The 13,564-nt window shown below is 37.6% G+C and carries 10 protein-coding genes and 1 pseudogene; 9 read left to right on the forward strand and 2 right to left on the reverse strand.

The genetic code is table 11. The features are described 5' to 3' along the window. A pseudogene (locus tag ACIQ32_RS08870) lies at positions 1–648 on the forward strand (2,3-bisphosphoglycerate-independent phosphoglycerate mutase); the annotation flags it as partial. Positions 649–825: 177 nt separating this feature from the next. On the opposite strand, the gene ACIQ32_RS08875 reads toward ACIQ32_RS08870, so the two are convergent. After that, positions 826–2,094 (reverse strand): acetyl-CoA hydrolase/transferase family protein, encoded by a 1,269-nt coding sequence (locus ACIQ32_RS08875; protein ID WP_396195331.1) that lies wholly within the window; start codon positions 2,092–2,094, stop codon positions 826–828. Positions 2,095–2,249: 155 nt separating this feature from the next. On the opposite strand from ACIQ32_RS08875, the gene ACIQ32_RS08880 reads away from it, so the two are divergent. The 8 genes from ACIQ32_RS08880 to ACIQ32_RS08915 all read left to right on the forward strand — a co-directional run bounded on the left by ACIQ32_RS08880 (position 2,250) and on the right by ACIQ32_RS08915 (position 10,348). Next, positions 2,250–2,894, forward strand: coding sequence for a leucine-rich repeat domain-containing protein (locus tag ACIQ32_RS08880; protein ID WP_396195332.1), 645 nt, complete (start codon positions 2,250–2,252; stop codon positions 2,892–2,894). Positions 2,895–2,896: 2 nt separating this feature from the next. Beyond that, positions 2,897–3,601 carry a TerC family protein gene (locus ACIQ32_RS08885; protein WP_396195333.1) on the forward strand — a complete coding sequence of 235 codons (705 nt, stop codon included), beginning with the start codon at positions 2,897–2,899 and terminating at the stop codon, positions 3,599–3,601. A 6-nt stretch (positions 3,602–3,607) separates the two neighbouring features. Further along, on the forward strand, positions 3,608–4,282 hold the full coding sequence (locus ACIQ32_RS08890) for a TetR/AcrR family transcriptional regulator (RefSeq protein WP_396195334.1): 675 nt from the start codon (positions 3,608–3,610) through the stop codon (positions 4,280–4,282). A 2-nt stretch (positions 4,283–4,284) separates the two neighbouring features. Further along, positions 4,285–5,949, forward strand: a complete 1,665-nt coding sequence (locus tag ACIQ32_RS08895; protein WP_396195335.1) for a peptidase domain-containing ABC transporter — start codon at positions 4,285–4,287, stop codon at positions 5,947–5,949. A gap of 5 nt (positions 5,950–5,954) precedes the next feature. Further along, positions 5,955–7,301 carry an HlyD family secretion protein gene (locus ACIQ32_RS08900; RefSeq protein WP_396195336.1) on the forward strand — a complete coding sequence of 449 codons (1,347 nt, stop codon included), beginning with the start codon at positions 5,955–5,957 and terminating at the stop codon, positions 7,299–7,301. After that, on the forward strand, positions 7,301–8,686 hold the full coding sequence (locus ACIQ32_RS08905) for a TolC family protein (protein ID WP_396195337.1): 1,386 nt from the start codon (positions 7,301–7,303) through the stop codon (positions 8,684–8,686). The genes ACIQ32_RS08900 and ACIQ32_RS08905 overlap by 1 nt, the downstream gene beginning before the upstream one ends. A gap of 73 nt (positions 8,687–8,759) precedes the next feature. Beyond that, the gene (gene map, locus ACIQ32_RS08910) at positions 8,760–9,578 is read left to right on the forward strand and encodes a type I methionyl aminopeptidase (RefSeq protein WP_396195338.1); all 819 of its coding nucleotides are present in this window, start codon (positions 8,760–8,762) and stop codon (positions 9,576–9,578) included. Beyond that, positions 9,578–10,348, forward strand: a complete 771-nt coding sequence (locus ACIQ32_RS08915) for a class I SAM-dependent methyltransferase (protein ID WP_396195339.1) — start codon at positions 9,578–9,580, stop codon at positions 10,346–10,348. The genes map and ACIQ32_RS08915 overlap by 1 nt, the downstream gene beginning before the upstream one ends. 53 nt (positions 10,349–10,401) lie before the next feature. Here ACIQ32_RS08915 and ACIQ32_RS08920 read toward each other — a convergent pair whose 3' ends face one another. Further along, positions 10,402–13,206: a M16 family metallopeptidase gene (locus tag ACIQ32_RS08920; protein WP_396195340.1), complete on the reverse strand. Its 2,805-nt coding sequence runs from the start codon at positions 13,204–13,206 to the stop codon at positions 10,402–10,404. Positions 13,207–13,564: the final 358 nt, after the last annotated feature.

Below are 13,564 nucleotides of genomic sequence, written 5' to 3' on the forward strand. Positions count from 1 at the left end.
GATGAAACTTATGAAAACGTACATGTGATTTATGACAAAGACAACATTACGGAAACCTTAGGCGAAGTATTGGAAAAAGCCGGCAAGAAACAAATTCGCATAGCCGAAACCGAAAAGTATCCGCACGTAACGTTCTTCTTTTCGGGCGGACGCGAAGTGCCGTTTGAAGGCGAAACCCGAATTTTGAGAAATTCTCCGAAAGTGGCAACCTATGATTTGCAACCCGAAATGAGCGCTTACGAACTCAAAGATGCTTTGATTCCGGAATTGATAAAAGGCGAAGTCGATTTTGTTTGTTTGAATTTTGCCAACGGTGATATGGTAGGCCACACCGGTGTAATGGAAGCCGCTATTAAAGCATGTGAAGCAGTAGATATTTGTGTGAAAGAAGTGGTTGAAACCGCTTTGGCAAATGACTATACTACTATAATTATTGCAGACCATGGCAATTGCGAAACGATGATTAACCCGGATGGCTCGCCGAACACGGCACATACTACCAACCCGGTGCCGATTATTTTGGTTGACAAAGACCATATAAGAGTGCATGACGGTGTTTTAGGCGATATTGCACCAACCATTTTAGAACTGATGGACATACAGAAACCGGAAGTCATGACCGGGAAATCGTTGTTGGTGCGCTTGTAACTGGCGGGTTGGCACTACTGATTTTGCACAAGTCCAAAACCAACTAACCCTGATTACAGTGAAAATACAAAAGGCTTCCTAAACGGGAAGCCTTTTGTATTGTAGCGAAAAGCAGGAACACGAACCGCTCAAATGCCCGAACCTTTGCTTCACCAATTCGCTTAACTAGGGTCGCTCCTATTTTAACATCTCATAATAACTTCTTTCAATGCTTTCCTGATGGGTTGGATGTGCAATCTTCACCATCTCATCGATGCGTTGTTTTAAGGTTTTGCCATAAAGATTCGCGATACCGTTTTCAGTAATGATGTATTGCACGTGAGAACGCGTGGTCACCACACCGGCGCCTTGTTTGAGGTAAGGCACGATTCGGCTTTCCCCTCTTTTGGTTAACGACGGCAAGGCAATGATGGCTTTTCCGCCTTCACTTAAAGAGGCTCCTCGGATAAAATCCATTTGACCGCCTACACCCGAATACATATTGGCACCAATAGAATCAGCACAAACTTGACCCGTAACATCGACTTCAATGGCAGAATTGATAGCCACCATTTTAGGGTTTTTGCGGATACGAGCCGTGTCGTTGACCATGGAAGACTCTTTCATTTCGATAAACGGATTGTCGCTTACAAAATCATAGAGTCGCTTCGAACCGATTAAAAAAGTGGCTAACACTCTGCCGCGCAAGGTGCCTTTATAATTGCAATTGATGACATCGCTTTCGATCAAATCGATAACGCCGTCGGAGAACATTTCGGTGTGTAGCCCTAAATCCTTGTGGTTTTTTAATTTGCTTAAAGCGGCATTCGGAATAGAACCAATACCCATTTGTAAAGTGCTTTGGTCTTCGATTAAAGAGGCAACGTACTCCCCAATTTTCTCTTCTTCTTTGGAAAAAGGAGTGGGTTCATGACTAAAGATAGGCTCATTCACTTCGACCAAATAATCGATCTCAGATTCGTGCAGAATGCCATCGCCAAAGGTTCTCGGCATTTGCGTATTTACTTGTGCGATGACAATTTTGGCGTTTTCAATAGCCGCAACAGTAGCTTCGACAGAAACCCCTAACGAACAATAACCGTGTTTGTCCGGTGGCGAAACATGGATAAAAGCCACATCGATGAGCAATACTTTTTTGCGAAACAAATGCGGCAATTCACTCAAAAATACCGGTGTATAAGAACCATTTCCGGCTTTTAAAGTATGGCGAACATTGGCACCGATAAAAAAGGAATTCACATGAAAACTATCAGACAAACTTGGATTTGCGTAGGGCGCATCGCCTTCGGTATGTAAATGACAAACCTCAACATTGCGAAGCTCTGAAGCTCTATTGGCCAAGGCTTTGGTTAAAACTGTAGGGGTAGCCGCGGCCGCTTGCACATACACTCGGTCGTTTGATTTGACTACTTTGACTGCTTCCGCAGCGGTAACATATTGGCTCATAACTAAAATTTTGTTCAAAATTATTATCCAAATCCTTATAAAAATATGACATATCTCATAAACACTTTTGAAAAATGATTAAATAAAAGTTAAAATTTCAATGTTAATAGTTTTACTATTATCTTTGCAATCAAATACATTCAAAATCAATAGTTATGAAAAAGATTGTGGTTTTACTTTTAGGATTGCTCGGCGGGATTACTAGTTTGTCATCACAATCAAATCCGGTTGCCGATAATAAAAAATTTGTGAGTTTAAGCGAGGCTCTACTTTCGCCTAAAGAAGTAATCAGTTTAGACTTGAGCAACCAAAAAATTGCTTTAGATAATGTAGACTGGTCTGTGTTTACCAACTTAGAGTATTTAAGTTTAAAAAACGACAATTTAAATACGATTCCTGAAGGAATTGCAAAACTCACCAATTTAAAAACACTTGACTTGAGTGGGAACAATTTTAAAGTTTTGCCCAAAACCCTGAAAAGCTTATCCAAACTACAAGTGTTGTATTTGAATGACGAAAAACAATTTGACTTGGAAAACAGCATGGATGTTTTGAGTAATTTAAACGGATTGAGAGAACTCCATTTAGAAAACGACAAATTAAAATCGTTGCCAAAACAATTTGAAAACATGACCTCGTTGGAATATCTTTATTTAAATGACAATCGCTTTATGGAATTGCCCAAACAAATTATGCGCTTGGATCACTTGCGTTTATTAGACTTTAAAAACAATAAAGTTGAAGCCAACTTACAAGAAATGAAAAACCTAAACTTCGGATTTAAACTAATTTTAGAATAACCATGTTAGCAGACGCCTTAATTCCTTTATTATCATTAATAGCCCTAGAAGTTATATTGGGCATAGACAACATCATTTTTATTTCAATTCTGGCCGACAAATTACCAGAAGACCAACGCAAAAAGCTCCGGTTTTGGGGTATCGGATTAGCATTGATTATGCGATTGTGTTTATTGGCTTTGATCTCATGGATCTTAAAATTAGACCAAATCTTATTCCGTTTATTTGACATCGATTTTACCGGAAAAGGCATCATTCTCCTATTGGGCGGACTGTTTTTAATTTACAAAAGTACCAAAGAAATATACCACAAAACAGAAGTTTTACAATCCAATGAAGCAATTCCGGTAAAAAAAGCTTCTTTTCAAAGATTACTTGGTGAGGTAATCCTATTGGACTTGGTTTTCTCTATCGATTCCATCATCACCGCTGTTGGAATGGTTCAAGAGCTTTGGGTAATGTACACCGCAGTAATTGTAACGGTAATTATCATGTTAGCCGCAGCCAAACCAATCAGCGAGTTTATTGCCAAACATCCTTCGTTTAAAATATTGGCTTTGTGTTTTTTAATGATGATAGGTGTATCGCTAATCGCAGAAGGATTACACTTTGAAATCCCTAAAGGTTACATATACTTCTCTATGGCATTTGCCTTTTTAGTGGATGTAATTCAAATGAAAACTATCAAATCAGTTCCTCAAAAATAACACCCTATGAATAGTATCTTATCTAACATTTCAATTACGGTAAATCCGAAACTATTTGTAAAAAACCCAGAGACTTCTGATTTGGGCAAAAAAATCATTCAAAAAAGTATACTTTTGATAGATGAAATAGGTTTTGAAAACTTTACGTTTAAAAAGCTTGGCGAACAGATAGGTTCTAACGAAAGCTCAATCTATCGTTACTTTGAGAGTAAGCACAAGTTATTGTTGTATTTGTCTTCATGGTATTGGGGTTGGCTGGAATACCGTATGTTGATTTCAACCACTAATATCATTGATCCTATGGAAAAACTCAAAAGAGCCATCACTATAGTCACTGAAAAAATTGAAGATGATTCGACTACTCTACACATAAATGAATCGATTTTAAACAAAATCATCATCGCCGAGTTTACTAAAACGTTGTTGACCAAAGAAGTGGATGAAGAAAATAAAGAAGGTTTCTTTTTGGTTTACAAAAGGGTGATTAACCGAATCATTGACATCATTCAGGAAGTCAATCCGGAGTATGCATATGCTAAAAGCTTGTCTTCTTCTATAGTAGAAGGTTCGCTACACCAACACTTTCTGAAAGACCATTTGAAAACAATAACCAATTGCAATGAAAATAATTCGCCGACCCAATTTTATATTGATTTGGCTCAAAAAATTTTAAGTAAATAACTATGGCATTCACAGCGTCTCAAAGGTTAATCAACCTACTGAAACTTGACCGTAAAGACATCACACAAGTATTTTTCTATGCTATTTTTGCCGGATTGGTGAGTTTGTCCTTACCACTCGGCATTCAAGCCATCATCAACCTAATCCAATCCGGAAGAGTGAGCATATCCTGGATTGTACTGGTCTTCATTGTAATTGCCGGAGTGGCTTTGTCCGGAATTTTATCTCTGATGCAATTGCGAATTACCGAAAACCTCCAACAAAAAATATTCATTCGTTCTTCGTTTGAATTTGGTTTTCGTTTGCCGAAAATTAAGACCGAAGCCTTACACAATCAATACCCGCCGGAATTAGCCAATCGCTTTTTTGATACGCTAACCATCCAAAAAGGAGCTTCAAAATTGTTAATCGACTTTTCCTCGGCTTTGTTGCAAATTGTTTTCGGAATCATCTTGTTGTCCTTGTACCATCTGTTCTTTATCTTTTTCGGACTCTTTTTGATGGCATTATTGTACATTATTTTTAAATTCTCCTACAACTCAGGCCTTTCCAGCAGCTTGAAAGAATCGAAATACAAGTATAAAGTAGTCAGCTGGTTACAAGAAATGGCTCGCAACAACTTCAGTTTCAAGAAAACTTCCAACTTTGATTTTGCTTTAAGTAAAAACGATCTTTTGGTTTCAGAGTATTTAACCTACAGGGAAAAACACTTCAATGTCATCAAAAGACAATTCTCTCAACTCATTGTTTTTAAAATTATTATTACCGCAGGACTGTTATTGATTGGTGGCTATTTGGTATTAAATCAAAAAATGAATATCGGTCAGTTCGTAGCCGCAGAAATCATCATTTTATTGGTTATCAACTCTGTAGAGAAAATCATCATCGGCTTAGAAACTTTGTATGATGTTTTGACAGCTGTAGAAAAAATTGGTCAAATAACCGATTTGGAAATTGAAGAGCCTTCCACTAAACCGGCCGAATTTTGCTATACAAACATCCAGTTGGCTGCAGAAAACATCAGTTTCAAATTCCCCGATGCTACGGATTATGTTTTGGAAAAGATAAGTCTCACCATCGAACAATCGGAAAAAATATACTTGGACGGAAACAACGGTTCGGGAAAAACCACGTTAATCCGAATCCTTTCCGGTTTGATAAACCCTACTTCAGGGGCATTTTATATCAATGATGACACTTACCGGAAAATCGATTTAGAACAGTACCGCTCGCAAATCAGTACTATTATTATCGGTGAAACGCCTTTTGAAGGGACTATTTTGGAAAACATCACGTTCAACAACCCATTGATTTCTCAAGACGATTTGAAATGGGCCATTGACAGTGTTAAACTAGGCGACTTCATCAAGTCGTTGCCGAAAGGATTAGAAACCAAAATCTATCCTGAAGGCAAACAACTGTCTTCCTCAAACGCCCAAAAAATCTTGTTGGCACGCAGCATCATCAACCGTCCGAAAATTTTATTCTACGAAGATGCTTTGGACAAAATGGACAATGATGCCGCTAAAGAAGTAATCGATTTTATTACTTCAAAGGAAAACAAATGGACGCTGATTGTTTCCTCTAAAAACGACTATTGGAAACAAAAATGCACCCGTAAAATTACCATGAGTGAAGGAAAAATTATTAATGACATTAAACAATAAATCAAATGCTTAATATTTCTAACAATAAACGTATCATTCAAAACATAGAAAAATACAGCACTTTCAAAACGCTAAGCGATCGTCCGCATTACAAAGTTTTGAATAAAATTATTGCAGGTGTTTCATTATTCGGGTTACTGATTTTGTTTTTGCCTTGGACTCAAAATATCTCAGGTTCGGGCGCTGTAACTACTTTAAAACCCGATCAAAGACCACAAACCATTCACTCGGCCATAGCCGGTAGAATTGAAAAATGGTATGTTAAAGAAGGTGATTTTGTACAAAAAGGCGATACCATTTTATTCATTTCGGAAACTAAAGAAGATTACTTAGACCCGAATTTGGTAGAAAACACTGAAAACCAACTCAAAGCAAAAGAACTCTCTGAAAAATCATATGGTGGTAAAGTTGTTTCATTAGAAGGACAAATTGAAGCCATTCGAAACGAACGCCAATTAAAGTTGCAACAAGCCAACAATAAAATTCGTCAAGGTATCTTAAAGGTTAAAAGCGACAGTATGGATTTGGTAGCAGTGAGAACACAAATCAAGATTGCCATTACGCAATACAATCGTTCATTAGCTTTGAATAAAGAAGGGCTAAAACCGATGACTGATGTGGAGGAAAAACGCTTAAAATTACAGGAAACCGAAGCCAAAATCATCACTCAGGAAAACAAATTGTTGGCCAGCGAAAACGAATTGATAAACGCCAAAGTAGAAATCAATCGTATCATAGCCGAGTACAACGAAAAAGAACAAAAAGCCAGCAGTGACCGATTTACGGCATTAAGTAGTCAATACGACACTGAAGCTCAGGTGAACAAACTCAAAAACCAGTACACCAATTACCAAATCCGAAATGGCATGTATTACATTAAAGCGCCGCAAAGTGGTTATGTAAACCGCGCGTTGCAATCGGGTATTGGGGAAACCATTAAAGAAGGCACTCAAATTGTGAGCATCATGCCGTCCAAATATGATATTGCTGTGGAAACTTTTGTCTCAGCCACCGATTTGCCTTTACTGCACAAAGGTGAAAAAGTTCGAATTTGGTTCGACGGTTGGCCAACTATCGTATTCTCGGGCTGGCCCAACTTGTCCTACGGTACTTTCGGCGGCAAAATTGTAGCCATTGAAAACTTCATCAGCGACAACGGTAAATTCCGAGTATTAATTGCACCGGATGAAAATGAAGAAGCATGGCCTAAACAAATCAGTATCGGTTCAGGCGCACAAACCCTGGCTTTACTCGACAATGTACCGGTATGGTTTGAAATTTGGCGAACACTCAACGGTTTCCCGCCTAATTACTATCAGCCTAAAAATACTACTCAAACAGACAAAAAATAATGAAATCGATTCTCCTAGTTTTTTTATTGTTCGGATCTTCGATTTGGAGTCAAAACACCTCCAAAGAACTGACTTACAATGAGTTTTTGGGGTATGTCAAAAAATACCATCCGCTGGTTAAAAGTGCCAACTTAGAAATCAATCAGGCGCAAGCCAACTTGATGATGGCACGTGGTGGTTTCGACCCGAAAATTGAAGTCGATTTTGAACAAAAAAAATTCAAAGACAACGAATACTACTCTATTTTAAACAGCAGTTTTAAAATCCCAACTTGGTACGGAGTAGAAATCAAAGCCGGATTCGACAACAACGAAGGCATTTTCCTCAACCCTGAAAACACGGTGCCTAACCAAGGGTTAACTTCCTTGGGGATTTCGGTTCCGTTGGGACAAGGTTTGTTTATCAATCAACGTATGGCCGACTTGCGAAAGGCTAAAATTCAGTTAAAATTGAGTCAAGCCGAAAGGAATTTAATGGCAGTTGCTGTATTGTATGATGCTTCTATGGCATATTTTAACTGGAAACGAAATCACAATGAAGTCAATTTGTACCAAACCTATCTAACCAATGCCAACATTCGTTACCAAGGAATTGCCAAATCGATTGAACAAGGTGACAAACCGGCTATTGATAGTGTAGAAGCCGGCATTATCGTTAGAAACAGAAAATTGAGTTTAGAAGATTCTCAACTGAAATTAGCCAAAGCCAAATTAGAATTAGCGAACTTTTTATGGCTGGAAAACAATGTGCCTTTAGAATTACAAGACGATATCATTCCGGAAGAAAACTTAGTACTGACCATAAAAGAGACGTTACGAACAAACGACTTAATGTTGGACAATCCTACTTTAGATAACCATCCGAAAATTAATGCCTTGGAAAACAAAATTGAAATGTTGGAGGTGGAACGAAAACTCAAAGCCAATATGCTCCTACCTAAAATCGACTTAGGCTATTCGTATTTATCCGAACCCCGTTATTTTGACAATTATCGATTCCAAGATTATAAAGTTGGTGTTAATTTTTATTTCCCGCTTTTTTTGCGAAAAGAACGCGGTAGTTTACAATTGGCTAAGCTCAAATTACAAGATGTGAAATTCGATTTGGATTTAGAGCGTGTTGCCCTGAAAAACAAAATCAAAGCGCAACAAACTGAAATCAATTCACTGGAAAAACAAAAACAGTTGATTGACAATTTGGTGGTAGATTACAATACGATGCTGACTTCTGAAGAACGACTGTTTTCATTTGGTGAAAGCTCAATCTTTTTGATTAATTCCCGTGAGAATAACTTGGTTTCTGCTCAATTATCAAAATTGCTAATCGAAAATCGTTACTTCGACTCAAACGCCAAACTGTTTAAAATCATGGCCAATCCTGAATAAGTAAGGGTAAAATAATTACTTTTGCAACCTCATTCACGGCAACAAGCCGAATGTAGATGTTAAATTACAGCAAATGATTATTCAAAAAACAGCCGAAGAAATTGAATTAATGCGCGAAAGTGCCTTGTTGGTTTCCAAAACCTTAGGCATGATTGCCACCGAAATTAAACCGGGAGTAACCACTTTAGCACTCGACAAATTAGCCGAACAATTCATTCGTGACCACCAAGCGGTTCCGGGATTTTTAGGATTGTATGGTTGTCCGTCAACATTACTCACCAGTGTAAATGAGCAGGTAGTTCATGGTTTACCCACCAATCGTCCTATAGAAGAAGGCGATATCGTATCGGTAGATTGCGGGGTTTTGAAAAACGAATTTTACGGTGATCACGCTTATACTTTTGAAATCGGAGAAGTAGCACCGGCAACCAAAAAATTATTACAGGTTACCAAAGAAAGCTTGTATGTTGGCATCCGCGAATTTAAAATCGGCAACCGCGTGGAAGATGTGGGCAATGCCATTCAAAAATACACCGAAGCACAGGGTTATGGTGTCGTTCGAGAATTAGTCGGACATGGTTTAGGAAGAGTAATGCACGAAGCACCTGAAATGCCAAACTATGGTAAAAGAGGTCGCGGCAAACTTTTTGTAGAAGGCATGGTAGTCGCAATTGAACCAATGATTAACATGGGAACGCGCAACATCAAAACCTTAAAAGACGGCTGGACAATAGTAACTGCAGACAAAAAACCAAGCGCCCATTTTGAACACAATGTAGCTTTAGTTAACGGCAAACCCGAACTGCTTTCTACTTTTGCTTACATCTACAACGCTTTGGGAATTGAAAGCAATGAAGAAGAAGAATTCCGTCAAAAACCTTTAGTGTTATAATGAAAAAACTATTCAAATTCATCCTAAATACTATTCCGAGACCTATCTTGATTCGGTTAAGCATCGTAGTGCGCCCGATTTTAGCTTTTTTATTAAAAGGCAATCGATTCACCGATCCGATTGACGGGAAAAGTTTCCGCATGTTTCTCCCTTACGGCTACGGAAACCAAAGAAACAATGTGTTGTCTCCGAGTACGCTTTCGTTAGAAAGACATCGTTTGTTGTGGTTGTACTTGCAAAATGAAACCGATTTCTTTACCGCCAAAGACAAAAAGAAAGTATTGCACTTTGCGCCCGAACAAGAGTTTTACAAACGTTTCAAAAAGCAACCCAATATCGAGTATACTACTACCGACTTACTTTCACCTTTGGCAGATGTAAAAGCAGATATTTGTAACTTACCGTTTGATGACAACCATTACGATATTATTTTTTGCAATCATGTTTTAGAACATATTCCGGATGACACCAAAGCCATGCAGGAATTGTATCGTGTTTTAAAACCCGGCGGTATGGGTATTTTTCAAATTCCGCAAGACCTGTCCAGAGCCACTACTTTTTCTGACGACAGCATAACCGACCAAAAAGAACGCGCAAAAATCTTTGGGCAATACGACCACGTTAGAGTGTACGGCAGGGATTATTTCGACAAACTGAGAAGCATTGGTTTTAAAGTAATCGAAGAAGACTACACCAATAAAATTGCTCCTGAATTGGTTGAAAAATATTGTTTGGCCAAAGGCGAAATTATTCCTGTTTGCTTTAAATAAAAAAACCACCACACTTTTCAGTATGATGGTTTTGGGCATTGTGCATTGAAAAACTATTCCGGCATTAAAACACCAATCGTTTTATCTTTAGACAAATATTTGGCCGCAACTTCCTGAATTTCTTTGGCGGTTACCGCTTTGACTTTTTCAGAAGCTACTAATATATCATCCGGACTGGAACCATTCATGTAAGAACGGGTAAAATTGGTCATCCAATAACGGTTTTCTTTGATTTTCTTTTTGTACTCCAATGCTTCGGCTTCTTTGTACTTGTTAACGTCTTTTTCTTCAGGACCGTTTTTGATAATTTTATCCAATTCGGCTAAAGCAGAAGCAATTAACTTCTCTGCATTCTCTGGTCCGCAAGGAAAGCCTATATTAAAACTATAAGAGCCATAAGGCATTTTACTCATACTGCCACGAGCGCTTACGCCGTAAACACCACTTTCATTTTCTCTTAATTCTTCCACCAATTTGATGGTCAATACTTCTCCAAGTGCTGTCATAGCTATCGCTTCTTTAGAAGAATAAACTGCATCACCATAGAACATGATGGTCACATTACTTTTAGGATCTTTTCCTTTGTTGACTACTTTTTTGATATCGCCTTTTAACATGCGATACCCTAAATCTTTAGCGGTTTCTTTGCTGTTGTTTGAGGGTAATGAAGCAATGTACTTTTTAGCAAAGTTTTCCATAGCAGCATCTTCAACATTTCCAACAAAGAAAAACTCAAAATCGGCGGCGTTAGCAAATCGCTCTTTGAATTTATTATAAGCCAATTGGTAATCTGTTTCCGCCCATTTTTCGGCTGTTGGCACTATGCCGTTCCATCTTGGATTTTCTTTGTTCAAATAAGTATAAAATTCTTGTTGAAAATAGAAACTCGGTTGCGAAATCATATTACCCATAAAATTGGATTGCTTTTGTTTGAAACCTTCAAAGGCGTCTTTATCAAAATTCAAATCGGTGAAATACGCGTGTAACATTTGAAAGGCATACTCTAAATCTTTAGGCGTGGTACTGCCTCTAAATCCTTCAGTAGTATTGCTGATGTAAGGCGTTACCGAAGCTATTTTTCCGGCCATAAACTTATCGATATCGTTTTGTGTCAAACCAGAAAATCCGGCTTCTGCCAAACCGCTATTGGCAAACTGCGTTTTTTTCATCTCCTCATTTGAGTATAAATTAGTGCCGCCAAAACTTACAGCTTCTAATAAAATTTCATCGTTTTTAAAATCGGTTTTCTTGTAAGTTACCTTAGCGCCGTTAGACAAAGTCAGTGTTGTCGCTCCAATTTTATCATTGGTTTCTTTTTTAACTATAGAGCCTTCTGCAATGGGTTTGCGCAACAAACTTGAAGCAACAGCTTTGTCCTCATAAGCCTTCAAATCTTGGGTGTTGACTTCTAGCGCTGCTAATACTTCTTTCTCGGTTACTTTTTTCAATCCTTCTTTTTCAGGAGAAGTAATTACCACAACTCTGTTGTCACTTTTGATAAAATCTTTGATTAAACCATTCACCTGTTCTAATTTGATGGCCGACATTATTCTTTCCATATTTTGGAATTCCCATTCTATGCCCGGCATTGGGTTTTCTTCTAAGAAATTAGACTGGCATTCCCAAATTAAGTCTTCGGAATTGGTTTTGTTTCTGTCTTTGTATTGACTTTCCACTCTCGACAAAATCTCGCTTTTGGCTCTTTCAAACTCTCCATTAGTAAAACCGAATTTTTTTACTCTCTCGTTTTCTGAAACCAATACCTTCAAAGCCTCTAATTGCTTCTTTTCATCAATCATGGCAAAAGATTGGAAAGCTTCTTTGTTTCGAGCAAAAGTGCCACCGTGATAAGTATATCCGAAAGTAAATGGCGGTGTTGGAGAATTAGTAAGTTCGTTCAAACGATTGTTTAACATCGTAGAAAATAGACCTTCCGCCAATTTATCTTGTAAATCTTTAATGGTTTTTATTTTTTTCGGTGCTGCGTAATCTTTGTACAATAACTGTATTTGAGTTTGAGCGGCTTCTTTATCACTTTCAATAGACACTAAAGTTTCTTTGTGATTGGGAACTTCAAAAACTTTTCTCGGTTTTTCATTTGCCGGATTCTTATAATTTTCAAAATGATCTTTGATTTTTTGCTCCATTTGGGCTACATCAATATCACCAATTACAATGACACTCATTAAATTAGGGCGATACCAATCTTTGTAAAAATTAACCAATTTATCATGAGTAAAGTTTTGAAGAATTTCTTTTTTCCCAATAGGCAAACGCTCAGCATATTTAGATTGGTGCATCATTTTAGGAATGTAACGATCTTCCATTCTTTTGTCGGCACCCAATCCTAAACGGTATTCTTCCAAAACCACGCCACGCTCTTTGTCAATTTCCTCCGGAGTTAAGTTGGCATTGAAAGCCCAATCTTCAATAATTTGAAATCCTTTTTCTAATTTTTCGGGATCATCAGAAGGCAATGGAAGAAAGTATACTGTTTCATCAAAACTGGTATAAGCATTCAAATGTTGGCCAAATTTTATCCCTATACTTTGCAAGTAGTCTACCAATTGATTTTTAGGAAAACGCTTGGTTCCGTTAAAACACATATGCTCCATGAAATGCGCTAAACCTTGCTGGTCATCGTTTTCCAGAATTGAACCGGCATTGATTACTAATCTTAAATCAACTTTATTCTCAGGCTTGTCGTTTTTTCTAATGTAGTAAGTTAGGCCATTCTTTAAGGTGCCTTTCTTCACATTTGGATCAAAGGGAATGGCGTCAGTTGGTTTTAACTCCTGAGCAAAAAAAGCTGTAGGAAATAAAAAAAGTACTAATGCCGATTTTAAAATTTGCTTCATAAATTTAGGTTTTTGTTATTGATAAAAATTATAACGGATAAATATTACATTTATTGTGAAAATTAGGAAAAGAATTACGCAACAGATTTTTTTTAACGAAATATTAGCTTAACCTATTTTATCATTGAAATTTATCGGCACAATTCATGTGGTTTTAATTTGTATATTTACGTTTCGAAAAATTGAAAATCATGTTAAAAAAGCGTCTCATTACCTTAGCGTTGTTTGTTCTTTCCGCATCGGTTTTTTCCCAAGTTGAAAAAGAAATTCTGCCGCCATACCATATTAAAACCATAAGCTTTGTTCAAAACGGGCAAAACACTATTCCTGTTTTTCGCTTGGGCGATACTTTTCAATT

The sequence above is a fragment of the Flavobacterium sp. genome, assembly GCF_044373165.1.
Classification (GTDB): domain Bacteria; phylum Bacteroidota; class Bacteroidia; order Flavobacteriales; family Flavobacteriaceae; genus Flavobacterium.

Coding starts and splice junctions, on each gene's coding strand:
- ACIQ32_RS08875 (WP_396195331.1), bottom strand. CDS start 2,094: ATGAGCCAATATGTTACCGCTGCGGAAGCAGTCAAAGTAGTCAAATCA.
- ACIQ32_RS08880 (WP_396195332.1), top strand. CDS start 2,250: ATGAAAAAGATTGTGGTTTTACTTTTAGGATTGCTCGGCGGGATTACT.
- ACIQ32_RS08885 (WP_396195333.1), top strand. CDS start 2,897: ATGTTAGCAGACGCCTTAATTCCTTTATTATCATTAATAGCCCTAGAA.
- ACIQ32_RS08890 (WP_396195334.1), top strand. CDS start 3,608: ATGAATAGTATCTTATCTAACATTTCAATTACGGTAAATCCGAAACTA.
- ACIQ32_RS08895 (WP_396195335.1), top strand. CDS start 4,285: ATGGCATTCACAGCGTCTCAAAGGTTAATCAACCTACTGAAACTTGAC.
- ACIQ32_RS08900 (WP_396195336.1), top strand. CDS start 5,955: ATGCTTAATATTTCTAACAATAAACGTATCATTCAAAACATAGAAAAA.
- ACIQ32_RS08905 (WP_396195337.1), top strand. CDS start 7,301: ATGAAATCGATTCTCCTAGTTTTTTTATTGTTCGGATCTTCGATTTGG.
- map (WP_396195338.1), top strand. CDS start 8,760: ATGATTATTCAAAAAACAGCCGAAGAAATTGAATTAATGCGCGAAAGT.
- ACIQ32_RS08915 (WP_396195339.1), top strand. CDS start 9,578: ATGAAAAAACTATTCAAATTCATCCTAAATACTATTCCGAGACCTATC.
- ACIQ32_RS08920 (WP_396195340.1), bottom strand. CDS start 13,206: ATGAAGCAAATTTTAAAATCGGCATTAGTACTTTTTTTATTTCCTACA.